Here is a 23,581-nt window from a genome sequence, read left to right as displayed (position 1 = left end):
ATGGTGGCTATCGCCCGAAAAGCCACGTCATTCCTGGGTTGCAGCCCTTTGCCTCATCTCTGGGCATGAATCCAGGTCTTTGTTTTTGCACGGAAAATAGGAAATCGTTCAGGTTGCGGTGCGGAAAACCCCGAAGAAGGTGGTTGACGGCGGGCGCGCTTTGCAGGTTGGGGAAAATCGCCCCTTCGTTGCGGCAGGCGCGAAGCCCCGGCTGCTTATGTAACCAAATCATTACACTAGCCAGGCTGTGTGAGGCGCAGGATACCGGGCTTCGTTCCAGGGCGGCGAGGCAGGCGAAACGACGGCCCCTCCCGCCGGGGCTAGGCTTCTTCTTCCGGGGCGTCTTCCCGGAGGCTTCCACGGAGCGCCGGCGTTCCACGGTGACGCCCACGGCGGCGGCGTCGGGCAGGACATCGGGCTTTTCCACCGTCACCATGGCGGACACGATGCGGTGGTCCTCCAGGGCGGCCACGGCGATGCGCTCCGCCAGGGTTTCGGCGAGGCGGATATGGCCGGTGGTCGCGATCTCCCGCGCCCGGGCGGCGACGGCGCCGTAATCCACCACGCGGGTCAGCTTTTCCTCCCCCACCGAGGCGGGGGCGGATTCGTCCTCCACCAGCAGTTCGATGCCGATGATCACGCGCTGGCGGGTGTGCAGCTCGTAGGGGAGGACGCCGAGGCTGGCGCGGACCTCCAGGCCCCGGACGAAGACACGGCGCAGGCGTTGCGCGGCATCGGGGCGATAGGCGCTGCCCGGGATGCTCCCCATCGGGCCGGGGCGGTTCTGGGTCATGGGCAGCTCACTCCGGCTGAGCCGCGCCGCGGGCGGGCGACCATTGCAGGTGCTGGCCGCCATCCAGGGCGAGCATCTGGCCGGTGAAGGAGGGGAGGGAAAGGATGGCGAGCAGGGCGCGGGCCACTTCCTGCGGCGAGGTGCCGCGGTGGAGGGGGTGGATTCGCACTGGGCGCGGAACTGTTCCTCGCTCTGACGGGGGCTGGGCAGGGCGGGGCCGGGGCCGATGCCGGCGACGCGGATGCGCGGCGCCAGGGCGAGGGCGAGGCTCTGGGTCAGGGCCCAGAGGCCGGCCTTGGAGAGGGTGTAGCTGGTGAAATGCGGGGTGAGGGACCAGACGCGCTCGTCCAGCATGTTCACCACCACGCCTTCGGCCATTTCCGGCAGTGCCTTCGCGAAGGCCTGGGCCAGCACGAAGGGGGCGCGGAGATTGGGCTCCAAATGGTGGTCCCAGCTTTCCCGCGTCGCGTCGTGCCATTCGTCGCGTTCGAAGGTGGAGGCGTTGTTCACCAGCACGCCGATGGGGCCCAGCGCCCCGGTGGCGGCGGGGAGGAGGCGGGTGGTCTCGGCCTCCCGCGACAGGTCGGCGGACAGGATGGTGGCACGGCGCCCCAGGGCGTGGATCTCCGCCGCGGTCGCTTCCGCCTCGGCCCGGCTGTGGCCGTGGTGCAGGGCGATGTCGAAGCCGGCGCCGGCCAGGGCGAGGGCCATGGCGCGGCCCAGCCGCTTCGCGCCGCCGGTCACCAGGGCCGCCCGGGGAATGGCGGCGGGGATGGCGGAGGGGATGTCGGGCATGCGGGGGGTTTAGAACATGATCGGCCCGCGCGGTATCGGGGAAGAGGCGCGGAAAGGACGGAAGGGAGCGCGGGCGCATCGGCGTTTTGCCGGATGCGTCGCCGGGGCGGCAGACGCTGCCCTACCGCCGGAAGGGCCGGCGAGGGCGCGTTCCGGGAGGCTGAGGCCCCCGCCGCAGGCACCGGGTATCATCTCCGGAACCCCGCATGCTGGGGAGGCGCCGGGGGTGCTTCAAGCGCCGTGCCAGGCGGGAAGGTTCAGAGATTCGGGTCCTGCGTGGCGCTGTGGCCGTAGAGGCGGCTGGGGGCGTCGTTGCTGGGCTCCTCCGGGTCGCCGCCATCGGCGCCTTCCAGATGCGACTTCAGGCTTTGCAGCGCCGCCTCCATGCCATGGGCCAGCGCTTCCTGCGGGGTTTCCTCCTCCGTGGGGTCGGAAGGCAGGGCGGCGGCGGCATCGACATGCAGGTGCAGCACGGCGCTCTCGCCCTGGCCCGTGACCCGCCATTCGCCCGGCGGGTCGAAGTCCCAGCGGATGGTGCGGGCGTCCTCGTCGGCGGTCAGGCCGGAGTCCGGCAGGTTGCCATCGTCGCGGCGCAGTTGCGGCACCCAGTGCGGGATATGCGCGGTGTCCGCGACATAGGCGAAGACCTCCTCGGCGGGGCGCTGGATGGAAATCTTCTGGTCCATGGATGGCGTCCTGTGGGCTCTCGTTCTTGTGGGACAGTGCGGAGGGGCAACGCGAGGCCGCCGCGGGGTTGCCAGCAACGGGAGCGGCAGTGGCCGTTGCGCTGGCGAATCCGTGCCGGGCGGCGGGGCGATGTTAGCATGGCCCTCCGGATGCCGGTTCCGGCGTTGCGTCGTGTGGCTGGCCGGCGGGGGAGAGGCGGTGCCTTCTCCCCCGGGGACAGAGCGGCGCCGGGTGTGGAAGTCAGCCCTTGCGGGCCGCCGCGCGCTGGCCACGGGAGCGGCCGCCGCGGGTGGTCTTCTTGGGATCGTAGCCGCCGCCGCCGGGGCCAAGGGGCTTGGGGCGCCAGTCGCCCTTGGCGCGGATGTCCTTCGCGTGGGTGACGGGGCCTGTGTCGAGGCCAAGTTCCATGGCCTCCAGGCGCTTGATCTCGTCGCGCAGGCGGGCGGCGGTCTCGAACTCCAGGTCGGCGGCGGCGGCGCGCATGCGGCGTTCGAGCTCGGCGATCGAGGCGCGCAGGTCCTTGCCGACGAACTCCGCCGTTTCGGAACCCTCGACCGCTTCCACCGTGACGTAGTCCTGCTCATAGACGGATTGCAGAACGTCGGAGATGTCGCGGCGGATGGTCTGCGGCGTGATGCCGTGTTCCTCGTTATAGGCCATCTGCTTGGCGCGGCGGCGCTCGGTCTCGCCCAGCGCGTTGGTCAGGCTGTTGGTCATCCGGTCGGCGTAGAGGATGACGCGGCCTTCCGCGTTGCGGGCGGCGCGGCCGATGGTCTGGATCAGCGAGGTGGTGGAGCGGAGGAAGCCTTCCTTGTCGGCATCGAGGATGGCGACGAGGGCGCATTCGGGGATGTCCAAACCCTCGCGCAGCAGGTTGATGCCGACGAGCACGTCGAAGACGCCCTTGCGGAGATCGCGGATGATCTCGATGCGCTCCAGCGTGTCCACGTCCGAGTGCAGGTAGCGGACCTTGATGCCCGTTTCCGTCATGTACTCGGTGAGATCCTCGGCCATGCGCTTGGTGAGCGTGGTGACGAGGACGCGGCCGCCCTTGTCGCGGATGGCGCGGCATTCGGCGAGGAGGTCGTCCACCTGGCCTTCCACCGGGCGGATCTCGCAGACCGGGTCGATCAGGCCGGTGGGGCGGATCACCTGCTCGGCGAAGGTGCCGGCGGTGCGCTCCATCTCCCAGGGGCCGGGGGTGGCGGAGACGAAGATCGTATTGGGCCGGAAGCTCTCCCACTCCTCGAACTTCAGGGGGCGGTTGTCCATGCAGGAGGGCAGGCGGAAGCCGTGCTCGGCCAGGATGGATTTGCGCGCGAAGTCGCCCCGGTACATGCCGCCGATCTGCGGGACCGTGACATGGCTCTCATCGACGACGAGGAGGGCGTTGGCGGGGAGGTATTCGAAGAGGGTCGGCGGCGGCTCGCCGGGGCCGCGGCCGGAGAGGTAGCGGCTGTAGTTCTCGATGCCCTTGCAGACGCCGGTGGTTTCCAGCATCTCGATGTCGAAGGTGGTGCGCTGTTCCAGGCGCTGGGCCTCCAGCAGGCGGCCGGCGGCGTTGAGCTCGTCGAGGCGCTGCCTGAGCTCCAGCTTGATCTGCCGGATCGCCTGGATGAGCGTCGGGCGCGGGGTGACGTAGTGCGAGTTGGCGTAGATGGCGATGCGCTCCATCTCGCCGGAGACCTCGCCGGTCAGCGGGTCGAACTCGCGCAGCCCGTCCACCTCGTCGCCGAAGAGGGAGATGCGCCAGGCGCGGTCCTCCATGTGGGAGGGCCAGACATCCACCGTCTCTCCGCGCACGCGGAAGGTGCCGCGGGCGAAGGCGGCGTCGTTGCGGCGGTACTGGAGTTCCACCAGGGCCTTGAGCAGCGTGTCGCGGGCGATGCGGCCGCCCTGTTCGAGGCGCACGGTCATGTTGCCGTAGGTCTCGACCGAGCCGATGCCATAGATGCAGGAGACGGAGGAGACGATCACGACGTCGCCGCGTTCCAGCAGCGCCTGGGTGGCGCTGTGGCGCATGCGGTCGATCTGTTCGTTGATCGCGGAATCCTTCTCGATATAGGTGTCCGTGCGCGGGACATAGGCTTCCGGCTGGTAGTAGTCGTAGTAGGAGACGAAGTATTCCACCGCGTTGTCGGGGAAGAAGGACTTCATCTCTCCATAGAGCTGGGCCGCGAGGGTCTTGTTGGGCGCCAGGATCAGGGTTGGGCGCTGCACGGCCTCGATGACCTTGGCCATGGTGAAGGTCTTGCCCGAGCCGGTGACGCCGAGCAGGACCTGGTCGCGCTCCCCCTGCCGCAGGCCGGCGACGAGGTCGGCGATGGCGGTGGGCTGGTCACCGGCGGGCTGATAGGGGGATTCCACCCGCAGCGGCTTCTGCGGCTCGGTGGCCGGGCGCCTCGGTGGCTGGAACAGGATGGGGGCGGAGGCGGTCATCAGGTTCATGCGGGCCTGATCTGGTGCGGGGACACGGGGTTTTCATCGGGCGCGGCGCGGCGGCGGCGTTCCTCCCGGCCTGCCGGACGTTAAGGAAGGCGTCGCGAACCGCAAGCCCAGGTATTGATGAACGATCGGACGGACTTCCCCGAGAGCATCCCCCATGGGGAATCCCCCAGGAATTCCCGTCACGACCCCAGGCCCGACCCTGCGGCGGCCGGCGGCCGGCGGCAGTCCATCGCGCCGGAGAGCGAGGCGGATCGCGGGGCGGTGACGGCCGGGGACGCAGGGCAGATGCCGGATGGGCGCGACATCTTCTTCGCCGCCATCCAGACCACCCGGATGCCCATGATCGTGACCGATCCGCGGCAGCAGGACAATCCGATCGTCTTCGCCAACAACGCCTTCGTGCAGATGGCCGGCTATGAGCGGAGGGAAGTGATCGGACGGAACTGCCGCTTCCTGCAGGGGCCGGAGACTGACCGCGACACCGTGGCGGCGGTGCGGGAGGCCATCGAGGCGCGGCAGGAGGTGGCGGTGGAGATCCTGAACTACCGCAAGGACGGCTCATCCTTCTGGAACGCGCTTTTCGTCAGCCCGGTCTTCGATTCCGACGGGACGCTGGTCTATTTCTTCGCCAGCCAACTCGACGTCTCGCGCCGCCGGGATGCGGAGGAGGGGCTGCGGCAGGCTCAGAAGATGGAGGCGCTGGGCCAGCTCACCGGCGGCATCGCCCATGATTTCAACAACCTGCTGCAGGTGGTGCTGGGCTATGTGGATGTGCTGCGCGGGATGGCCGGGGAGAGGGGCGATGCCCGCTCCCTGCGGGCGGTGTCGCGGATCGAGGAAGCCAGCCGCCGCGGGGCGGTGCTGACGCAGCAACTCCTGGCCTTCGCCCGCAAGCAGCAGCTCGACGGGCGGCCGGTGAACCTGAACCAGCTCGTGCAGACGCTGAGCGGCATGGCGGAGCGGGTGCTGGGGGAGGCAGTGGAGATCCGGCACGACTTGTCGCCGGGGCTGTGGACCGGCCGGCTGGACCCGGTGCAGGCGGAGCTGGCGCTGCTGAACGTGCTGATCAACGCGCGGGACGCGATGCGGGATGGCGGCACGGTGACCATCCGCACCGCCAATCTGGAGGCCGGCCGGCCGGGGGAGGGTGGCGAGTTCGGTGACCTCCCGCCAGGGCGCTATGCGGTGCTGAGCGTGTCGGACAACGGCGAGGGCATGCCGCAGGAGGTGCTGAGCCGGGTGATGGAGCCCTTCTTCACCACCAAGGAGGAGGGCAAGGGCAGCGGGCTGGGCCTGTCGATGGTCTATGGCTTCATGAAGCAGTCCGGCGGCGCGGTCCGCATCCGCAGCACGGTGGGCCAGGGTACGGTGGTGAGCCTGGTTTTTCCCGTGACGGAGCAGGAGGCGGCGCCGGGCGCCGCCCCGCGGCCGGCACGGCGGGAGGATCTGGCGCATGGCGAGACGATCCTCGTGGTCGAGGACCGCGCCGAGGTCGCGGAACTGGCGCGGCTGCTGCTGGAGGATGCGGGCTATGGCGTGCTGGTGGCGGGCAATGGCCGGGAAGGGTTGCAGCGGCTGGAGCAGGCGGGGCGGGTGGACCTGCTCTTCACCGACCTGATCATGCCGGGCGGCATGAACGGCGTCGCCCTGGCGCGGGAGGCGCGGCGGCGGCGGCCGCATCTGAAGGTGCTGCTGACCACCGGCTATGCGGAGGCAGGAATGGAGCGCCAGGATGTCGGGAGCAGCGGCTTCGAGCTGATCAACAAGCCCTATCGCCGGGCGGAACTGCTGCGCCGGGTGCGGCAGGTGCTGGAAGGGCCGACCGGGGTGGGGTGAGGGGCGCCCCGCCAGGCGGCGGGGGTGTGCGGTGTGGCGGATTCGGGAGGGCGAGGGGCGGATCGTGCTTGAGATCGCCGCCGGCGCGCCGATAGAGTTTTTCGCGGCACGGGAAACATCCAGGCTGGAGCGTTGCGCATGCCTTTCGATGGTTCGGGTTTCCGGATGCGGGATACGCCGCCGGAGCGCTCCACGGGGCAGGAACGCTTCTGGGTGACGGTGGTGCTGATCACCGCCGTGCTGCTGCTGGTCCTGCCGATCTCGGCCCAGGGCTTCGTGGACATCGTGCATTACGTCCGGGGGCGGTAGCGAGGGGTGTTGACGGGGCGAGGGGTGCCTGATCCGCAGGGTGCCACCGGCTGGTGGCGTCCGGGCCCGTCGGATGGAAGCGGCGCGGAGATGGGCTCGACCACGCCGCATTGCCCGGGGCGCGGGCAGCAGCCGGACGGGCCGGCGCATTCCGGTGCCGTGGAGGCGGGGTGGGCGTGTTGACGAGGCGGGAGCAGGCTTCGCACTCTTTCCGGAATCATAACCGGGATGTCGTGACGATGAAGCGCCTTCTTCTTGCCCTGGCCGCCTGCACGGCCGCGTTGCTTGCAGGTCCAGGCCCTGCCCGGGCTGGGGCCACGCTGGACGCGATCCGCGCGCGAGGGCAGCTCGTCTGCGGCATCCATACCGGCGTGGCGGGCTTCGCGCTGCCGGATCTGCGCGGCGTGTGGCAGGGGCTGGATGTGGATCTGTGCCGGGGCCTCGCCGTGGCGCTGTTCAACGATGCCGGCAAGGTGCGCTTCACGCCGCTGCCATCCTCCAGCCGCTTCACGGCGCTGGCCTCGGGCGAGATCGACGTGCTGTTCCGCACCAGCACGGAAACGATGCTGCGCGACGTGACGCTCGGGTTGCGGGCGATCACGCCGTATTTCTATGACGGGCACGGCTTCATGGTCCGCGCCAATGCCGGTATTTCGAAGGCAGCCGAACTGAACGGCGCCACGATCTGCCTGATCCAGGGCACGACCAACGAGCAGGTGACGGCGGATTATTTCCGCAGCCAGGGCCTGACCTTCAGCCCGGTGCTGTTCCAGCGGAACGACCAGGCCTCGGACGCGCTGCAGGCCAATCGCTGCGATGCCTTCGGCACGGATGCCTCGCAGCTCGCGGCGGTGCGTTCCTCCATGCCCAATCCCGCGGAATGGGCGATCCTGGGGGAACGTTTCTCCAAAGAGCCCTATGGCCCCTATGTCCGGCGCGGCGACGACGAGTGGTACGACGTGGTGCGCTGGTACGTGAACGCGGTGATCCAGGCGGAGGAGAGCGGCGTCACCGCCGCCAATGCGGAGGAGGTGAAGCGGAGCACGACCAACCCGGACACGCGCCGCCTGCTGGGGGTGACACCGGAGCTGGGGCAGTCGTTGAAGCTGGACCCGGACTGGGTGGTTCGGGTGGTGAAGGCGGTCGGCAATTACGGCGAGATGTATGATCGCCACATGGGGCCGAAGACGCCGGTCGGGCTGGCGCGCGGGCCAAACGAGCTCTGGACGCGGGGCGGGCTGCTCTACGCGCTGCCGATGCGCTGAGGACGCGGCAGCCGCGTCCTCGGTCGGCCCCCAGGGCGGCCCCCAGGGCGGCCTCTGGGGGCGGCCCCGGGGGTGCTGGGTTGGGAAGCTCCGCCTCCCGCCCCGGAACCCTCCTTCCACCGGAGATCGGAGCAGACCCCGGCGCGGCGCTCCGGATGGCGCGGGGCGTGTCAGGCCCGGGCGGGTTTCCAGGCCAGCAGGCGCAGGGCGTTCAGCGTGACCAGCACGGTGGCGCCGGTATCGGCCAGGATGGCGGGCCAGAGGCCGGTGATGCCGGCCAGGGTGGTGACCAGGAAGAGCCCCTTCAGCCCCACCGCGATCCCGACATTCTGGCGGATGTTGCGCAGCGTGCCGCGCGACAGGGCGACGAGTTCGGCGACGCCCGCGACGCGGCCGTGCAGCAGGGCGGCGTCGGCGGCCTCCAGCGCGGTTTCCGTGCCGCCGCCCATGGCGATGCCGGTGCTGGCGGCGGCCAGAGCCGGGGCATCGTTGATGCCGTCGCCGACCATGGCGACGGGGCCGGCGGATCTCAGCGTGGCGATCTCGCGCAGCTTGTCCTCCGGCAGCAGCCCGGCGCGGGCTTCCAGGCCGAGCCGTGTGGCGATGGCGGCGGCGGTGCGGGGGTTGTCGCCGGTCAGCATCACCGTGGCGATGCCCTGGGACTTCAGGGCGGCGATGGCCTGGGCGGCATCGGGGCGGGGCTCGTCGCGCAGGGCGAGCAGGGCCAGGAGGCGGCCATCGGCGACCAGGGCGGAGACGGTCTTGCCCTCGGCCTGGAGGGCGTCGCGGCGTGTGGCCAGGGTGGCGGAGAGGGGGCCGGCCTCGGACTCGGCCCAGGCGAGGCTGCCGACGCCCGTCTGGCGGGTGCCGATGCGGGCGGTGACGGCCTTGCCGGGGATGGCGGCGGCGGCGCGGGCCTCGGGGACAGGGAGGGCGCGGGCGGCGGCGGCCTCGGTGACGGCGCGGGCCAGGGGGTGGGCGGAGCCGGATTCCACGGCGGCGGCCAGGGCCAGGAGGTCGTCCTCCGTCCATGGGCCGGGCTGCGGGCCGGCGGGGACGAGGTCGGTCAGGCGCGGGCGGCCCTCGGTGAGGGTGCCGGTCTTGTCGAAGGCGATGGTGCGGGCGCCGCCGATGGCCTCCAGCGCGGCGCCGCCCTTGACCAGCAGCCCGTGCCGGGCGCCGGCGGACAGTCCGGAGGCCATGGCGGCGGGCACCGAGATCACCAGGGCGCAGGGGCAGGCGACCAGCAGCAGGGCGAGGCCGCGATAGAGCCAGACCGACCATTCGCCGCCCAGGAGGAGGGGCGGGACGAGGATGGTCAGCGCCGCCATCGCCATGGCACCGGGTGTCCACCAGGCGGCGAAGCGCTCCACGAAGCGCTGGGCGCGGCCGCGCGAGGCGGCGGCCTCCGCCACCAGGGCGGCGATGCGGGCGAGGGTGCTGTCCTCCCCGGCGCGGGTGACGCGCAGGCGCAGCGCGCCGTCGGTGGCGATGCTGCCGGCCACCACCGGCTCGCCGGGGCCGCGCGGGACGGGGATGCTCTCGCCGGTGACGGGGCTTTCGTCGAGGGCGGAGCGGCCTTCCTCGATGATGCCGTCGGCGGGCACGCGCTCGCCGGGGCGGACCAGGACGCGGTCGCCCGTCGCGAGGTCGGCGGCCGGGATCTCGGCGGTGTTGCCGGCGGCGTCGAGGCGCAGGGCGGTGCGCGGCATCAGCGCGACCAGGGACCGGATGCCGGCGCGGGCGCGGCCGGCGGCGACGCCTTCCAGCAGCTCACCCAGGGCGAAGAGGAAGACCACCGTCATGGCCTCCCCCGCCGCGCCGATGGCGGCGGCGCCGAGGGCGGCGACGACCATCAGCGTCTCGATGGAGAAGGGGCTGCCGGCGCGGGCCAGGGCGAAGGCCCGCCGGGCGAAGGGGAAGACGGCGAGCAGGGTCGCGGTGGCGTAGATCCCTTCCGCGGCGCCGGGAAAGAGGCGGGCAAGCAGCCAGCCGAGCAGGGCGATGAGGGCGATGCCGGCCAGCAGGCGCGCCTTGGCGGTGCGCCAGAGGGGGAGGCCGGCCTCGGCGGGGTCGTCATGGTCGTGGGCATGGGCGGGGCCGCCATGGCTGTGGGTGGCCGGCGCGGGGGTGGCGTCGCCACCGGGAGCATGGCCGTGCCCATGGTGGCCGTGCCCGTGGTGGTCATGGTCCGGCGCCATGTCCTGGCCCGGCGGGGCGTGATGGTGGCCATGGCAGCCGCAGGCGGCTCCGCCGTGAGCATGTTCCGGGGCCGCGTGGGGGGCCGCGTGGGGGGCCGCGTGGGGGGCCGCGTGGCCGGGCAGGCGGTGGGCCTGGTAGCCGAGCCGGGCGAGGCTGGCCTCGACCTCGCCCGCCAGGACGTCCGGCCGGGCGCCGGCGGCCGGCGTCAGGCTCAGCCGCTCCGCGGTGAAGTTCAGGCGGGGGATTCGACCCCCGGCAGGCGGGAGACGGCCTTTTCCACCTTCGCGGCGCAGGAGGGGCAGTCCATGCCCTCGACCCGCCAGGAAAGCTGGTCCCCGCTTGTCACCTGTCCGGCCATATCCCCATCTCTTCCATGTCCGGGGTGACAGGTGGGACCTCCAGCGGCTGGAGGTTCAAGGGGCGATCCACCGGAAATCCTCGCGAGGCGGAGGCAGGCATGACCGGGCAGGAGAGGACGCAGGGTGGGATGTTGCTGGGGATCGGCGAACTGGCGCGGCGGACGGGGGTGAAGGCGACGACGATCCGCTTCTATGAGGCCGAGGGACTCCTGCCGCCGGCCTTGCGGACGGAGGGCGGGCACCGGGTTTTCGGCGCGGCACATCTGCGGCGGCTGGGCTTCATCCGCCATGCGCGGGAACTGGGCTTCACCATGCCGGCGATCCGGGAACTGCTGCACCTGGCCGAACATCCGGGGATGGACTGCGCCGCGGCGCATGGCATCGCCCAGGCCCAGATGGCGGAGATCGACCGGCGGGTGGCGCGGCTGCTGGCGCTGCGGGGCGAACTGGCGCGGATGGCGGCGCCAGGGGATGGCGGGGTGACGGAGGATTGCCGGGTGCTGGAGACGCTGGCGGATTTCGACCATGGGCATTGCGGCGACCCGCGCCACGGGGCGGCGGGGGAGGCGATGCCGGCGCTGGAAGGATAGGGGACAGGCGCGGCCGCCCCTTTCCGGGCCGGCGGGGCGTACCGAGATTCCGCATCATGTCCGACGCTTCCCAGTCCGCCCTGGCCTCGCTGCTGCCGGCCTCCCTGGCCACGCCGCTCAAGCGCAGGATCATCCGTGAGGTGCGCGGGGTGTTCAACGATGCCTCCCGTGGCGAGCGGCCGGTGGCGCGGCGGGGGGATGGCTGGTTCGGGCCGGATTCGGTGGCGTGGCGGCTGCATGGCGACGTGGCGGCGATGATGGTGGGCGGCATCGCCGGGCTGCTGCTGCAGATGCTGCATCCGGCGGTGCTGGCCGGGGTCTGGGATCATTCGGACTTCCGGGCCGACATGGGCGGGCGGCTGCGGCGGACGGCGCGCTTCATCGCGCTCACCACCTATGGCGGGCCGGAGGAGGCCGCGGCGGCGGTGGCGCGGGTCCGGGGAATCCATGCGCGGGTGCGGGGCGTGCTGCCGGATGGCACGCCCTATGCCGCCGATGACCCGGCGCTGCTGGCCTGGGTGCATGTGACGGAGGTGGTGAGCTTCCTGGAGGCCGGGCTGCGCTATGGCGCGGCGGAGCTGAGCGGGGCGGAGCAGGACCGCTACGTGGCCGAGATGGCGCGGGTCGGCGAGGCGCTGGGGGCCGCGCCGGTGCCGCGCAGCCGGAGCGAGGCGCGGCGGCTGATCGAGGCGATGCGGCCCGGGCTGCGCTGCGACAGCCGGACGCGGGAGGTGGCGGGGCTGGTGCTCTCCTCCGGGCAGGGCGGGGCGGAGCCGCTCCGGACCCTGGCGGGGCGGGCGGCGGTGGACCTGCTGCCGCTCTGGGCGCGGCGGATGCATAGGCTGGAGGTGCCGCTGCTGGCCGCGCCGCTGGTGCGGGGCGGGGTGCGCGGGGTGGCGCGGACGCTGCGCTGGGCCTTCGCGTGAGATCAGCCCTTCGGCGGGAGCCTTTCTCCCGGGGGGAGCGGAAGCGGGGACGCCCGGAAGGCCCCGCTGCCGGTCTCAGCCCGGCCCGGCCTCCCAGGCCGCCAGCGTGTCGGCGTAGAGGCGCAGGAAGCGCGCATTGTCGGCGGTGAGGCAGATGGACTGGGAGGGCAGGTTGTCCCAGGGGCCGGGGGGGTAGCGGATACCCTCCACCTGCTGGATGGTCTGGCCGATGGCGATGCCCTCGGTGACGGCGCGGATGGGACCGCGGCGCTCGGTGAAGAGGGTGGGATCGATGGCGCGGGCGACGGCCAGGGCGTCGTGCGCGTTGATGCCGTCGATGCCGTCGCGGCTGCGGTAGAGCCCCTCGTAGAAGCGGGTGATGTCGTAGAGGAAGCCGCCGATGCCGGGCGCGCGATCGCGCAGCGCGGCCATGTAGGCGCCGCTCATCACGCAGAGGGTGGTGACGTCGAGGCCGACCATGCGCACCGGCCAGGGCGCGGTGAGGACGCGGTCGGCGGCATGCGGGTCGTTGTAGACATTGGCCTCGGCGACCGGGGACACGTTGCCCGGGCGGCCGGCCGTGCCGAAGGCGCCGCCCATCACCACCACCTCGGCGGCGAGGGAGGCGATACCGGGGTCGAGGTCCAGCGCCATGGCGAGGTTGGTGAGCGGGCCGACGGCGATCAGCGTGATCTGGCCGGGGGCGGCGCGGAGCTGTTCCACGATGAAATGCGCGGCATCGAGCGTGTGCGGCCGGTCGGCGGGGTCCTGGCCGGTTTCCTCCAGGCCGGGAAGGGGGTGTCGCCGAGGCCGTTCTCGCCATGGATGAAGGTGGGGAAGTCGCGCGGCGGGCAGGCGAGCGGCCGGGCGGCGCCGCGGGCGACCGGGGCGGCGAGGCGGAAGCGGCGGCGGAGATAGAGCGCGTTGCGGGTGGTGGTCTCGACCGTGGCATTGCCGAAGACGCTGGTGATGCCGACCAGATCCAGCGCCGGGCTGGCGGCGATCAGCGCCAGGGCGCAGGCATCGTCGATGCCGGGATCGGTGTCGAAGATGACTTTCCGCGCGGTCATGCGGCGGCGCTCCGGAAGGGTTTCGGGGGCCGTCCACCGGGGGCGGCGCGGCGGCATTGGTCCGGGGGGCAGGGCGGGAGTCAAGCCGTGGGCGGGGAAACGGATCGCGGGCGGGGCGTTGTCCCTTGGGTTGGCCCCTTGGGTTGGCCCCTTGGGTTGGCCCCTTGGGTTGGGAGGATTGACGATGGCGGAAGCGGATGGTGGCGGGACGGTGAGGGACCGGCGCGGCTTCGCGGTGAGCGGCTACCTGGCCCTGGGGGCGATCCTCCTGCTGGTGGCGGCGGGAGTGCTGCTGTTCCTCGGCTCCGCCGCGACGGGACATCCGGGGCGCGTGGTCCCGGCCGGGCTGCTGGTGGTGCTGGGGCTGTTCCTGCTGCGCGGCCTCTATGTGCTGGCGCCGAACGAAAGTGCGGTGCTGCTGCTCTTCGGCGCCTATCGCGCCACGGATGGCATGGCGGGGCTGCGCTTCACCAATCCGCTCTACACGCGCAGCAAGGTATCGCGGCGGCTGCGGACGCATGAGATCGCGGCGCTGAAGGTGAACGATGCCGTGGGCAACCCGATCGAGATCGGCGCGGCGGTGGTGTGGTGGGTGTCGGATTCGGCGGCGGCGCTGCTGGAGATCGACGACTACGAAGGTTTCGTGCGGGTGCAGAGCGACACGGCGCTGCGGCGGATCGCCGGGGCACATGCCTATGACGCGACGGAGGTGGCCATCGTCAGCGGCGTGGGTGGCACGGAGGCCGAGGCGGCGGTGGCGGCGCGGGCGCCGGTCACGTTGCTGGATGGCGGCGACGAGGTGGTGCAGGGGCTGGTGCGGGAGTTGCAGGAGCGGGTCGGGCGCGCGGGAATCCGCATCGGGGAGGCGCGGATCACGCATCTCGCCTATGCGCCCGAGATCGCCGGGGCGATGCTGCGGCGGCAGCAGGCGGAGGCGGTGCTGGCAGCACGGCGCAAGATCGTCGCGGGGGCGGTGGACATGGTGGAGGACGCGCTCTCCGCGCTGGAGCGGAAGGGGCTCGCGCTCGACAACGAGCGGCGGGCGGCGATGGTGCCGAACCTGCTGCTGGTGCTGGTGGGGGACAAGGACCCGGTGCCGGTGATCAATGCGGGGACGCTGGACCACTGACGCCGGGGGAGAGCGGGGCGCAGGTCCCCGCCCTCTCTTTTCAATCCCCTGTGTTCAGCCGGTGAGCGTGTCCGCGATCAGCTTCACGTTCAGCACCACGACCAGGGCGGTGATGGCCCAGCCGAGCAACTGCTGCCAGCGGGGCGTGACGAGGTTGCCCATCAGCCTGCGGTCGGAGGCGAAGAGCATCAGCGGGATCACCGCGAAGGGAAGCTGCAGCGACAGGACCACCTGGCTGAGGATCAGGAGCTGCGCCGTGCCGCTTTCGCCATAGATCCAGGTGACGATCAGCGCGGGGAGGATGGCGAGGCCGCGGGTGATGAGGCGGCGGACCACCGGGGACAGGCGGAAATGGATGAAGCCCTCCATCACCACCTGCCCGGCCAGCGTGGCGGTGACGGTGGAGTTGAGGCCCGAGAGCAGGAGCGCCACGGCGAAGAGGATGGGCGCGGCGGCGCCGAGCAGCGGGGCGAGGAGGTTGTGCGCGTCCTGGAGCTCCGCGACCTCGTGATGGCCGCTGGAGTGGAAGGCCGCGGCGGCGACGATCAGGATGGCGGAATTGACCAGCAGCGCGATGGTCAGCGCCGTGCAACTGTCCCAGGTGGCGAAGCGCACGGCCTCCTTGCGGCTGGCATCGTCCGGCGCGACGGCGCGCGACTGCACGGCGGCGGTGTGCAGATAGAGGTTATGCGGCATCACCGTGGCGCCGATGATGCCGATGGCGATGTAGAGCTGCGTCTGGTTGGTGAGGATCGAGGCGGAGGGCAGGTAGCCGCGCAGCAGCTCGCCCCAGTTCGGATCGGACAGCGCGACCTGGATGGCGAAGCAGGCGCAGATCAGCGCGAGGAAGCCGGCGACCATCGCCTCCAGCCAGCGCATGCCCTTGTGCTGCAGCCAGAGGATCAGCAGTGCGTCGAGCGCGGTGAGCACGGTACCGAGCAGCAGCGGAATGCCGAAGAGAAGCTGCAGGGCGATGGCGGTGCCGATCAGCTCCGCCAGGTCGGTGGCGCAGATGGCCAGTTCGGCCAGGAGCCAGAGCGGCACGGCGAGGGGGCGGGGCAGGCGTTCGCGGCAGAGCTGGGCGAGGTCGCGGCCGGTGGCGATGCCGACCCGCGCGCAGATCGCCTGCAGCAGCATCGCCATCAGCGAAGAGAGCAGCGCGATGGAGAGCAGCGTGTAGCCGAAGGCAGAGCCGCCGGCGATCGCCGTGGCCCAGTTGCCCGGGTCCATGTAGCCGGTGGCGACGAGGTAGCCCGGGCCGGCGAAGGCGAGGAAGCGGCGGAAGGTGCTGCCGCCGCGGGGGATGCCGACGCTGCGATGGACTTCGGGGAGGCTGCCGAGCCGGGTTTCGCCGACGGAGGAGTTCGCGCCGTTCATTGGTGCTGGCTCCATCCCCGCACCGGACGAGCCGTCCAATGCCGCAAATCCCTGTTCAGATGATGATCTCGCGAGAGGTTCGCGTGGCTGTGGTGCTTCATGGGACATCATCCGCGACGGCTTTTCCGCATGCAAGGGGCCTGTGGGCATCGGGAAAGCCGGCGTGTCGCCGCCGTGGCGCGGATAGTCCCGGATGGGCGGAAGTGGGGCGCCGTCACGACGCCGACAGGGTGGCGTCCTGGCCGTGCGGAGGGTTCACGTTCACGAGGCGCAGCAGCTCGCGCACGGTGCGGGTGAGGTCCTCCGCGCGAAAGGGCTTGGCCAGGGCGCGCTCATCCTGGTGGAGCTGGCGTCCGTCGAAGACCCAGGGGCGGCCGCTGACATAGACCACGGGCAGGCCGGGCCTGCGGCGGCGGAGCTGCGCGGCGACGTCGAAACCGTCCTGCGGGGTGCCGAGATTGATGTCGGTGATGAGCACGCGGCAGTTCTCGGATTCCGTCACGACCGTGGCCTCGTCGGGGGACGCCGCCTCGCGGATGCACCAGCCTTCCATCTCCAGGATCGAGGAGAGAGTGGCCCGCACCAGCTCGTCGTCATCCACCACGAGTATGTCGCACATACCGGCCTCCTTGCCCCTATCGTTGCGTCCTGGTCACGGATTAAGCGCCGCAAGGCGGTAAAGGTTCAGTTTCCGGACCTCGGGGGCAGGGTTGAAGCTGGAGCGCGGCCAGGACATGGGCCTGCGGGAAGGGGGGCGGATCGGGCCGTGCCTCCCGCCGGCTGAGCGGACCTTGACCCCCGGCGGCTGCCGCGTGATCCCTTAGGGGCCCGGGAGGCGCCGGCATGGCCGGACCAGCCGCCCCGGGGCAACCCTCCCCCTCAAGGCCACCCCCGGGGCCGGAATGGCGGCCGGACGGAGTGTTCATGGACGAGATCGACCGCAAGCTCCTCGCGATCCTGCAGCAGGATGCCACGCTTTCCATCGCCCAGATGGCGGACAAGGTTGGGCTTTCCGCCACGCCCTGTTGGAAGCGGGTGCAGAAGCTGGAGGCAGCCGGCGTGATCACCCGCCGGGTGGCGCTGGTGGCGCCCGAGAAGGTGGGGGTGGGACTCAGCGTCTTCGTGGCGGTGGAGGCGGGGGACCATACGCCCGAATGGCTGGACCGCTTCGCCCGGGCGGTGGATGCCATGCCGGAGGTCATGGGGGCCTACCGCATGGCGGGGGAGGTGGACTACATGCTCCACGTCGCGGTGGCGGACATGGCGGAGTTCGACCAGTTCTACAAACGGCTGATCGGGACGGTGCCGATGCGCAACGTGACCTCCCGCTTCGCCATGGAGCGGATCAAGCACACCACCGCCTTTCCCCTCAACCGCGCGGCGTTCCGCGACCGCGGCCAGCCCCCGGAGGGGGCGGAGGAGTGACTTCCCCGGAGGGGGCGGAGGAATAACTCCCCCGGGCCGGGCGGGTGGGGGAAAGCCATCCTCCCGTGGCGTTGAACTTCGATAAACCCGACTATTTATCGCGAATAACCGCCTGCCTATCCTTCGCTCCATGATCGAGATGTCGTGGAAACCGAGGCAAGAGGCCGTGCCCGGCGGGCCTATCGGGGGCCCCCGGGGTCCTGTTCCGATGGGGCCGGCCTGTTGTCGCGGCCGGGTCCGGTCCTGTCGGGCCGGCCCCGGCCTGCCGGGCTGAGGCCCGCGCCATTCCCGCCCCGGCCACCCGCCCCAACGGCGATCCCTCCCCTGGCCGGGTTCCACCACCTCTCCCCTTTCGCGGACCGCGCGGCGCTTCCTCTCCCTCGGGGGCCAGCGGCCGAAATGGAGCCAGCATGTCCGACACCCAGGTGATCGGCGCCACCCGGCGCTCCTCCTCTCTTTCCGACCGCAGCCTGGCCCGGGCGGCGCGCGGGCGCTGCTGCCCGGGCGGCTGAACCTGGGCAAGGCGCGGCGCTTCGTCTCGCCACTGGTGATCGTGCTGCTCTGGCAGGCAGCCTCGATGGCCGGGCTGATCTCCCCCCGCACCCTGGCGGCGCCGAGCACGGTGATCGCCTCGGCCTGGGAGCTGACGCTCTCGGGCGAGTTGCCGCACCACCTGCTGGTCTCGCTGGGCCGGGTGGCCTTCGGCCTCGCCATCGGGGTGACGGCGGGCGTGGGCTTCGCGCTGGTCGCCGGCCTGTCGAAGCTGGGCGAGGAGATCGTGGACGCGCCCTTGCAGATGCTCCGCACGTTGCCCTTCCTGGCGCTGGTGCCGCTGTTCATCCTGTGGTTCGGCATCGGGGAAACGCCGAAGATCGCCCTGGTGGCGCTGGGGACGAGCTTTCCCGTCTATCTGACGCTCTTCGCCGGCATCCGGGGCGTGGACCCGAAGCTGATGGAAGCGGGCAAGGTCTTCGGGCTCGACCGCCGGGGCATGGTACGGCACGTCATCCTGCCGGGAGCGCTGCCCTCGGGCATCGTGGGCCTGCGCTATGCCATCGGCACGGCCTGGCTGAGCCTGGTGATCGCCGAGCAGATCAACGCGACCTCGGGCATCGGCTACCTGATCAACGACGCGCGCGACTTCCTGCGCACCGACGTCATCGTGGTGGGCCTCGTCGTCTATGCGCTGCTGGGACTGTGGGCGGACGCGATGATGCGCTTCGTCGAGCGGCGGGCGCTGGCCTGGCGGCCGAGCCTGATCAAGGCGTGAGCGGGGGAGCGGGGACCATGAGCGGACACGACAACGCGCGCGCCGTCTCGGTGCGCGGCCTGACCCGGCGCTTCGGCCAGAACACCGTGCTGCACGGGCTGGATATCGACCTGGAGCCGGGCTCCTTCACCGCGCTGCTGGGCCGCTCTGGCTCCGGCAAGACGACGCTGCTGCGGACGCTGGCCGGGCTGGACCCGGTGCCGGAGGATGCCGAGGTGCGGCTGCCGGAAAGCGTGGCGGCGGTGTTCCAGGAGCCACGGCTGCTGCCCTGGAAGAAGGTCTGGCAGAATGTGACCATCGGCCTGCCGGGTTCCAGCGGGCAGGGAAGCGCGCGGGAGCGGGCGGAGCGGGCGCTGGGCGAGGTGGGCCTGTCGCACCGGCTGAACGCCTGGCCGCTGACGCTGTCGGGCGGCGAGGCGCAGCGCTCCGCCCTGGCACGGGCGCTGGTGCGGGAGCCGCGGCTGCTGCTGCTGGACGAGCCCTTCGCCGCGCTGGACGCGCTGACGCGCATCCGCATGCATGCGCTGGTGCTGGATCTCTGGCGCGCGCATGGGCCGACCACGCTGATCGTCACGCATGACGTGGATGAGGCGATCCTGCTGTCGGACCGTGTGCTGGTGCTGGATGCCGGGCGGATCGCGGCGGACATCCCCGTGGCGATGGAGCGGCCGCGCGCGCATGGCGATGCGCGCTTCGTCGAGTTGCGGCAGCGGCTGCTGGCGGAGCTGGGTGTCGAGGAGAGCGTGAGGCGCGCGGCATGAGCAGCGTGCTGACGCGGCGCGGGGCGTTGCGGGGTGCGGTGCTGGCGGCACCGGCGCTGCTGCTGGCGGGGCGCGCGGGGGCGCAGGGCGCCGTGCCGGCGGGCGTGACGCTGCGCGCCGCGCAGTACAAGGCGGGCGACCAGCTCCTGCTGAACCTGTCGGGCCAGGATCGCGGCCGTTCCTATCAGGTGGCATGGTCGGAGTTCGGCAGTGGCAACCTGATGGTCGAGGCGGTGAATGCCGGGGCGATCGACCTCGCCTATGGCAGCGAGATCCCGCCGGCCTTCGCCGCCGCCTCGGGCGCGCGGATCAGGGTGATCGCCGTGATCCGGGGCGATGTGAACGAGCAGGTGGTGCTGGTGCCGAAGGGCTCCCCGGTGCGGAGCATCGCCGACCTCAAGGGCAAGCGCGTCGGCTATGTGCGGGCGACGACGACGCATTACTACCTGAACCGGATGCTGGCCGAGGCGGGGCTGAGCTTCGCCGACATCCAGGCGGTGAACCTTTCCCCCAGCGATGGGCGCGCGGCTTTCCAGAACGGCGCGCTCGATGCCTGGGCGATCTATGGCTATTCCGTGCCGATGGCGCGCGAGGCCGGGGCGCGGGAACTGCGCAACGCGCGGGGCATCCTGTCGGGGAACTACCTGGTCTTCGCCAGCCCGGACACGCTGGCCGAGCCGGGGCGGCGCGCGGCGATCACCGACCATCTCGCGCGCATCTCGCGCGCCTTCCTGTGGATGGACAACCACACGGCGGAACTCGCCGCGGCGCAGTCGAGGCTGCTGAACGTGCCGGAGGCGACGATCCGCGCGCTGCTGGAGAATGTCAGCCAGAAGCGGCGGCTGGTGGCGCCGGACGAGGCGGCCATAGCCTCACACCAGGCGGTGGCGGACGATTTCGCCGCCCTGGGGCTGCTGCCAAAGGGCGTGCGGGTGGCACCGCTCTGGGATCGTGACTTTGGGCATGGGCTGGAGCTGGCGGCATGATGGACGGTTTGCTGTTGCGCCCCGATCCGCTGGGCGATCTGGTGCGGGGCTTCGCCTCCCGCGCGGTGGCGCATGACCGGGACGGGAGCTTCCCGCACGCGAACTTCGCGGCGCTGCACGAGGCCGGGATGCTGGGCCTGACGGCGCGGCGCGAGGATGGCGGCGAGGAGATCGGGCTGGAGCGGGCCTGCGCGCTGGTGGGGCGGGTGGCCGAGGGCTGCCCGGCCACGGCGCTGGTTCTGGCGATGCAGCTGATCCAGATCCGCGGGCTGGTCGCCGATCCGCATGTGCCCGAACATATCAAGGCGCTGGTCGGGCGCGAGGCGGTGGAGCGCGGGGCGCTGATCAACGCGCTGCGGGTGGAGCCGGAACTGGGCTCGCCGGCGCGCGGAGGGCTGCCGGCCACGCTGGCGCGGCGCACCCCGGAGGGGTGGCGCATCAGCGGGCGCAAGATCTATTCCACCGGCGCGCCGGGGCTGCGCTGGATGCTGGTCTGGCTGCGGACGGACGAGGAGCGGCCGCGCGTGGGGGCGGTGCTGGTCCGCTCCGACACGCCGGGCGTGCGGATCGAGGAGAGCTGGGACCAGGCGGGGCTGCGGGCCTCCTGCAGCCATGACGTGGTCTTCGAGGATGCGCTGGTGCCGCTGGAACACGCGGTGGATCTGCGGTTGCCGGAGGAACGGGGCGGGCCGGGCGCGCAGCATGGTGCCTGGAACACGCTGCTGGTCGCGGCGCTCTACACGGGTGTGGCGCGGGCGGCGCGGGACTGGCTGATCGGTTTCCTGCGGGAGCGGGTGCCGGCCAATCTCGGCCGGCCGCTGGCCACGCTGCCGCGCATGCAGGAAGCGGTGGGACGGATCGAGGCACTGCTGTCCACCAATGCGCGCCTCATCGCCTCGGGCGCGCGCGACGCGGCGCTGGAGCCGGCCGAGGCCGGGCTGATCAAGACGGTGGCGGCAGAGAACGCGATCGCGGTGGTGCAGGAGGCGGTGGCGCTCTGCGGCAACCACGCGCTGGCGCGTTCCAACCCGCTGGAGCGGCATCTGCGCGACGTGCTCTGCGCGCGCATCCACACGCCGCAGCCCGACAGTGCCTTTGGCGCCGCCGGGCGCCGGGCGCTGGGTGCGAATTGAGACGAGTGAAGGGAGAAAGCCGATGACGGTGAATGGGTCCCATCTGAACGATGTCGAGTTCATCGGCATGGTGCAGCCGCGTGAGCAGTCGGAGATCCATCCGCCGCGCGGCGAGGCGATCGACCTCGGCTATTTCCGCGAATCCATGCGGGTGCATGACGAGGGCGGCTTCGACCGGGTGCTGATCGGCTGGTACAGCAACGGGCCGGACGGGTTCCTGCTGGCCACGGATGCGGCGGCGCATACGAAGCGCGTGGGCTTCCTGGTGGCACACCGGCCGGGCTTCCTGGCGCCGAGCCTGGCGGCGCGGAGCTATGCGACGCTGGACCAGCTCTCGGGCGGGCGGGCGGCGATCCATGTGATCTCCGGCGGCGATGACGTGGATCAGGCACGGGATGGGGACTGGCTCGGCAAGGACGACCGCTATGCGCGGACGGACGAGTATGTCGGGATCCTGAAGGCGATCTGGACCGGCACGAAGCCTGTGGACCACGAGGGCGCCTATTACCGCATCAAGGGCGCCTCGCCCGAGGTGCGGACGGTGCAGAAGCCGCGCATCCCGGTCTATTTCGGCGGTGCCTCCGAGGCGGCGCTGCGCGTGGCGGGCAGGCATGCGGATGTCTATGCGCTCTGGGGCGAGACGCAGGCGCAGGTGCGCGAGATCGTGGGCCGGGTGCGCGAGGAGGCGGCGAAGCATGGGCGCGAGCAGGATGTGCGCTTCTCGCTGAGCTTCCGCCCGATCCTGGCGGAAACGGAGGAGGCGGCCTGGGCCAAGGCGGAGCGCATCCTGGGCCGGGTGCGCGAGGTGCGCGGGCAGGCGGCGCTGGGCCCGGCGAACAAGGCGCCGGCCAATGCCGGTTCGCAGCGGCTGCTGGCGGCGGCGGAGAAGGGCGACCGGCCGGAAGGGCGGCTCTACACCGCCATTGCGCGCGAGACCGGGGCGCGGGGCAACACGACCGCGCTGGTGGGCACGCCGCAGCAGGTGGCGGAGGCCTTCCTGGAATACTACGACCTGGGCGTCACGACCTTCCTGATCCGCGGCTTCGACCCGCTGGAGGATGCGGCGGAGTATGGGCGGACGCTGCTGCCGATCACCAAGGCCCTGGTGGCGGAGCGGTTGGCGCAACGCCGCGCGGACAGCGTGCGGGTGGCGGCGGAATGAGGCTGCATCGCCGGGGGGTGCTGCTGGCGGGGGCCGGTGCCGCCGCCATGCTGGCCATGCCGCGCGTGCTGCGGGCCCAGGCCTCGCCGCTGCGGGTCGGGGACCAGCGCGGCAATGCGCGGGCGGTGCTGGAGGCGTCGGGCGCGCTGAAGGGCTTCGAGGACCGGATCGTGTGGAGCGAGTTCCCGGCCGCGGCGCCGCTGGTGGAGGCGCTGAACGCCGATGCCATCGACACCGGGCTGGTGGGGGACGCGCCCTTCACCTTCGGTGCGGCGGCGGGGGTGCCGGCCAAGGCCATCGCCGCGACGCGCGAGGACCGGGGCGGGCTGGCGATCATCGTGCCGAAGGACAGCCCGGTGAAGGGCATCCAGGACCTGGTGGGCAAGCGGATCGCCACCGGGCGGGGCTCGATCGGGCACCAGGTGGTGCTGGCGGCGCTGGAGAACGCGAAGCTGCCGCTGGATGCGGTGCAGTTCGTTTTCCTGCTGCCGGCGGATGCCAAGGCCGCCTGGTCGCGCGGCGCGGTGGAAGCCTGGGCGACCTGGGAGCCCTATGTGTCGCAGGAGGAGATCCTGGGCGGCGCGCGGATCGTGGCGGATGGGCGCGGCATCACGCCGGGGCTCGGCTTCCAGGCGGCGCGCGACGATGCCATCGCGCGGCGGCGGGAGGATCTGTCGGAACTGGTGCGCCGGCTGGCCCAGGCGCGGGAATGGGCCAATGCGAACACCGCCGGCTATGCGCAGACCTGGTCGGGGCTGATGAACGTGCCGGCGCCGGTGGCGGAGCACTGGTTCGCACGGGCGAAGACGCGGGTCGTGCCGGTGGACGATGCCGTGGAGCGGGACGAGCAGAAGAACATCGACCTCTATCGCCGCGCCGGGCTGGTGCGGAAGCCGGTGGAGGCGAAGGACCTGCTGGACCGCAGCTTCACGGAGGCGATCCGGGCCGGGCTCGGCGCGGCGTAGCGCCGCCCGCCTGGGGGAGCGGCCCGGAGGCCCTGGAGAGCTGACGGTTCACGGAATCTCCACCTGACTCGTTTCAGATGCGCGACATGGTTC

The 23,581-nt window shown here is 71.7% G+C and carries 22 protein-coding genes and 1 pseudogene; 13 read left to right on the top strand and 10 right to left on the bottom strand.

Annotated elements, in window-relative coordinates; all coding sequences use genetic code 11:
- Window positions 1-7 precede the first annotated feature (7 nt).
- From MVG78_RS18475 to uvrB, 4 genes and pseudogenes are all read right to left on the bottom strand, one after another.
- On the bottom strand, window positions 8-769 hold the full coding sequence (locus MVG78_RS18475; RefSeq protein WP_247560519.1) for a dihydroneopterin aldolase: 762 nt from the start codon (window positions 767-769) through the stop codon (window positions 8-10).
- A 31-nt stretch (window positions 770-800) separates the two neighbouring features.
- A pseudogene (locus MVG78_RS18470) lies at window positions 801-1,588 on the bottom strand (SDR family oxidoreductase).
- 257 nt (window positions 1,589-1,845) lie between these two features.
- The gene (locus MVG78_RS18465) at window positions 1,846-2,274 is read right to left on the bottom strand and encodes an SRPBCC family protein (RefSeq protein WP_247554886.1); all 429 of its coding nucleotides are present in this window, start codon (window positions 2,272-2,274) and stop codon (window positions 1,846-1,848) included.
- A 241-nt stretch (window positions 2,275-2,515) separates the two neighbouring features.
- Window positions 2,516-4,723, bottom strand: a complete 2,208-nt coding sequence (uvrB, locus tag MVG78_RS18460; protein ID WP_428480694.1) for an excinuclease ABC subunit UvrB — start codon at window positions 4,721-4,723, stop codon at window positions 2,516-2,518.
- Between the two features lie 117 nt (window positions 4,724-4,840).
- Here uvrB and MVG78_RS18455 point away from each other — a divergent pair, with 117 nt between their 5' ends.
- The 3 genes from MVG78_RS18455 (at window position 4,841) to MVG78_RS18445 (ending at window position 8,133) form a co-directional block, all read left to right on the top strand.
- A complete protein-coding gene (locus MVG78_RS18455; protein WP_282615023.1) occupies window positions 4,841-6,559 on the top strand; it encodes a histidine kinase famiy protein in 1,719 nt (572 codons plus the stop codon).
- A 138-nt stretch (window positions 6,560-6,697) separates the two neighbouring features.
- A complete protein-coding gene (locus tag MVG78_RS18450; protein WP_247554868.1) occupies window positions 6,698-6,868 on the top strand; it encodes a hypothetical protein in 171 nt (56 codons plus the stop codon).
- 239 nt (window positions 6,869-7,107) lie between these two features.
- Window positions 7,108-8,133 (top strand): amino acid ABC transporter substrate-binding protein, encoded by a 1,026-nt coding sequence (locus tag MVG78_RS18445; RefSeq protein ID WP_247554866.1) that lies wholly within the window; start codon window positions 7,108-7,110, stop codon window positions 8,131-8,133.
- Between the two features lie 170 nt (window positions 8,134-8,303).
- On the opposite strand, the gene MVG78_RS18440 is transcribed toward MVG78_RS18445, so the two are convergent.
- Together MVG78_RS18440 and MVG78_RS18435 are read right to left on the bottom strand one after the other, a co-directional pair.
- The gene (locus MVG78_RS18440) at window positions 8,304-10,334 is read right to left on the bottom strand and encodes a heavy metal translocating P-type ATPase (RefSeq protein ID WP_247554863.1); all 2,031 of its coding nucleotides are present in this window, start codon (window positions 10,332-10,334) and stop codon (window positions 8,304-8,306) included.
- 233 nt (window positions 10,335-10,567) lie between these two features.
- On the bottom strand, window positions 10,568-10,681 hold the full coding sequence (locus MVG78_RS18435; protein WP_247554860.1) for a cation transporter: 114 nt from the start codon (window positions 10,679-10,681) through the stop codon (window positions 10,568-10,570).
- Window positions 10,682-10,792: 111 nt separating this feature from the next.
- On the opposite strand from MVG78_RS18435, the gene MVG78_RS18430 reads away from it, so the two are divergent.
- Window positions 10,793-11,284, top strand: coding sequence for a MerR family transcriptional regulator (locus MVG78_RS18430; protein ID WP_247554840.1), 492 nt, complete (start codon window positions 10,793-10,795; stop codon window positions 11,282-11,284).
- A gap of 56 nt (window positions 11,285-11,340) precedes the next feature.
- Complete coding sequence (locus MVG78_RS18425) at window positions 11,341-12,210, top strand: oxygenase MpaB family protein (protein WP_247554837.1); 870 nt, start codon at window positions 11,341-11,343, stop codon at window positions 12,208-12,210.
- A 75-nt stretch (window positions 12,211-12,285) separates the two neighbouring features.
- On the opposite strand, the gene MVG78_RS18420 is transcribed toward MVG78_RS18425, so the two are convergent.
- Complete coding sequence (locus MVG78_RS18420; RefSeq protein ID WP_282615075.1) at window positions 12,286-12,996, bottom strand: nucleoside hydrolase; 711 nt, start codon at window positions 12,994-12,996, stop codon at window positions 12,286-12,288.
- Complete coding sequence (locus MVG78_RS21630) at window positions 12,894-13,280, bottom strand: nucleoside hydrolase (RefSeq protein ID WP_282615074.1); 387 nt, start codon at window positions 13,278-13,280, stop codon at window positions 12,894-12,896. Before MVG78_RS21630 ends, MVG78_RS18420 begins: the two co-directional genes overlap by 103 nt.
- A 184-nt stretch (window positions 13,281-13,464) precedes the next feature.
- Between MVG78_RS21630 and MVG78_RS18415 the strand changes: the two genes are divergently transcribed.
- Window positions 13,465-14,409 (top strand): SPFH domain-containing protein, encoded by a 945-nt coding sequence (locus MVG78_RS18415; protein WP_247554817.1) that lies wholly within the window; start codon window positions 13,465-13,467, stop codon window positions 14,407-14,409.
- Window positions 14,410-14,463: 54 nt separating this feature from the next.
- On the opposite strand, the gene MVG78_RS18410 is transcribed toward MVG78_RS18415, so the two are convergent.
- Together MVG78_RS18410 and MVG78_RS18405 are read right to left on the bottom strand one after the other, a co-directional pair.
- Window positions 14,464-15,786: an Nramp family divalent metal transporter gene (locus tag MVG78_RS18410; RefSeq protein ID WP_247554814.1), complete on the bottom strand. Its 1,323-nt coding sequence runs from the start codon at window positions 15,784-15,786 to the stop codon at window positions 14,464-14,466.
- A 214-nt stretch (window positions 15,787-16,000) separates the two neighbouring features.
- Window positions 16,001-16,405: a response regulator gene (locus MVG78_RS18405; protein ID WP_247554792.1), complete on the bottom strand. Its 405-nt coding sequence runs from the start codon at window positions 16,403-16,405 to the stop codon at window positions 16,001-16,003.
- Window positions 16,406-16,710: 305 nt separating this feature from the next.
- Here MVG78_RS18405 and MVG78_RS18400 point away from each other — a divergent pair, with 305 nt between their 5' ends.
- The 7 genes from MVG78_RS18400 (at window position 16,711) to MVG78_RS18370 (ending at window position 23,488) form a co-directional block, all read left to right on the top strand.
- The gene (locus MVG78_RS18400; protein WP_247554774.1) at window positions 16,711-17,211 is read left to right on the top strand and encodes an Lrp/AsnC family transcriptional regulator; all 501 of its coding nucleotides are present in this window, start codon (window positions 16,711-16,713) and stop codon (window positions 17,209-17,211) included.
- Between the two features lie 577 nt (window positions 17,212-17,788).
- Entirely contained in the window at window positions 17,789-18,481 is a 693-nt protein-coding gene (locus MVG78_RS18395; RefSeq protein WP_247554771.1) for an ABC transporter permease subunit, read from the top strand.
- Window positions 18,482-18,498: 17 nt separating this feature from the next.
- Window positions 18,499-19,242 (top strand): ABC transporter ATP-binding protein, encoded by a 744-nt coding sequence (locus MVG78_RS18390; protein ID WP_247554752.1) that lies wholly within the window; start codon window positions 18,499-18,501, stop codon window positions 19,240-19,242.
- Window positions 19,239-20,228 carry an ABC transporter substrate-binding protein gene (locus MVG78_RS18385; protein ID WP_247554750.1) on the top strand — a complete coding sequence of 330 codons (990 nt, stop codon included), beginning with the start codon at window positions 19,239-19,241 and terminating at the stop codon, window positions 20,226-20,228. The genes MVG78_RS18390 and MVG78_RS18385 overlap by 4 nt, the downstream gene beginning before the upstream one ends.
- Window positions 20,225-21,361: an acyl-CoA dehydrogenase family protein gene (locus MVG78_RS18380; protein ID WP_247554747.1), complete on the top strand. Its 1,137-nt coding sequence runs from the start codon at window positions 20,225-20,227 to the stop codon at window positions 21,359-21,361. Before MVG78_RS18385 ends, MVG78_RS18380 begins: the two co-directional genes overlap by 4 nt.
- 22 nt (window positions 21,362-21,383) lie before the next feature.
- Window positions 21,384-22,523 carry an LLM class flavin-dependent oxidoreductase gene (locus MVG78_RS18375; RefSeq protein WP_247554744.1) on the top strand — a complete coding sequence of 380 codons (1,140 nt, stop codon included), beginning with the start codon at window positions 21,384-21,386 and terminating at the stop codon, window positions 22,521-22,523.
- Window positions 22,520-23,488, top strand: coding sequence for an ABC transporter substrate-binding protein (locus tag MVG78_RS18370; RefSeq protein ID WP_247554741.1), 969 nt, complete (start codon window positions 22,520-22,522; stop codon window positions 23,486-23,488). The genes MVG78_RS18375 and MVG78_RS18370 overlap by 4 nt, the downstream gene beginning before the upstream one ends.
- Window positions 23,489-23,581 lie beyond the last annotated feature (93 nt).

The sequence above is a fragment of the Roseomonas gilardii subsp. gilardii genome (assembly GCF_023078375.1).
In the GTDB taxonomy this organism is placed as follows: domain Bacteria; phylum Pseudomonadota; class Alphaproteobacteria; order Acetobacterales; family Acetobacteraceae; genus Roseomonas; species Roseomonas gilardii.
This window is presented reverse-complemented; position numbering and strand designations above follow the sequence as displayed.

Coding starts and splice junctions, on each gene's coding strand:
- MVG78_RS18370 (WP_247554741.1), top strand. CDS start 22,520: ATGAGGCTGCATCGCCGGGGGGTGCTGCTGGCGGGGGCCGGTGCCGCC.
- MVG78_RS18415 (WP_247554817.1), top strand. CDS start 13,465: ATGGCGGAAGCGGATGGTGGCGGGACGGTGAGGGACCGGCGCGGCTTC.
- MVG78_RS18385 (WP_247554750.1), top strand. CDS start 19,239: ATGAGCAGCGTGCTGACGCGGCGCGGGGCGTTGCGGGGTGCGGTGCTG.
- uvrB (WP_428480694.1), bottom strand. CDS start 4,723: ATGAACCTGATGACCGCCTCCGCCCCCATCCTGTTCCAGCCACCGAGG.
- MVG78_RS18455 (WP_282615023.1), top strand. CDS start 4,841: ATGAACGATCGGACGGACTTCCCCGAGAGCATCCCCCATGGGGAATCC.
- MVG78_RS18395 (WP_247554771.1), top strand. CDS start 17,789: ATGGCCGGGCTGATCTCCCCCCGCACCCTGGCGGCGCCGAGCACGGTG.
- MVG78_RS18405 (WP_247554792.1), bottom strand. CDS start 16,405: ATGTGCGACATACTCGTGGTGGATGACGACGAGCTGGTGCGGGCCACT.
- MVG78_RS18445 (WP_247554866.1), top strand. CDS start 7,108: ATGAAGCGCCTTCTTCTTGCCCTGGCCGCCTGCACGGCCGCGTTGCTT.
- MVG78_RS18450 (WP_247554868.1), top strand. CDS start 6,698: ATGCCTTTCGATGGTTCGGGTTTCCGGATGCGGGATACGCCGCCGGAG.
- MVG78_RS18430 (WP_247554840.1), top strand. CDS start 10,793: ATGACCGGGCAGGAGAGGACGCAGGGTGGGATGTTGCTGGGGATCGGC.
- MVG78_RS18400 (WP_247554774.1), top strand. CDS start 16,711: ATGGACGAGATCGACCGCAAGCTCCTCGCGATCCTGCAGCAGGATGCC.
- MVG78_RS18475 (WP_247560519.1), bottom strand. CDS start 769: ATGGGGAGCATCCCGGGCAGCGCCTATCGCCCCGATGCCGCGCAACGC.
- MVG78_RS18380 (WP_247554747.1), top strand. CDS start 20,225: ATGATGGACGGTTTGCTGTTGCGCCCCGATCCGCTGGGCGATCTGGTG.
- MVG78_RS21630 (WP_282615074.1), bottom strand. CDS start 13,280: ATGACCGCGCGGAAAGTCATCTTCGACACCGATCCCGGCATCGACGAT.
- MVG78_RS18390 (WP_247554752.1), top strand. CDS start 18,499: ATGAGCGGACACGACAACGCGCGCGCCGTCTCGGTGCGCGGCCTGACC.
- MVG78_RS18410 (WP_247554814.1), bottom strand. CDS start 15,786: ATGAACGGCGCGAACTCCTCCGTCGGCGAAACCCGGCTCGGCAGCCTC.
- MVG78_RS18425 (WP_247554837.1), top strand. CDS start 11,341: ATGTCCGACGCTTCCCAGTCCGCCCTGGCCTCGCTGCTGCCGGCCTCC.
- MVG78_RS18440 (WP_247554863.1), bottom strand. CDS start 10,334: ATGGCGCCGGACCATGACCACCACGGGCACGGCCACCATGGGCACGGC.
- MVG78_RS18375 (WP_247554744.1), top strand. CDS start 21,384: ATGACGGTGAATGGGTCCCATCTGAACGATGTCGAGTTCATCGGCATG.
- MVG78_RS18465 (WP_247554886.1), bottom strand. CDS start 2,274: ATGGACCAGAAGATTTCCATCCAGCGCCCCGCCGAGGAGGTCTTCGCC.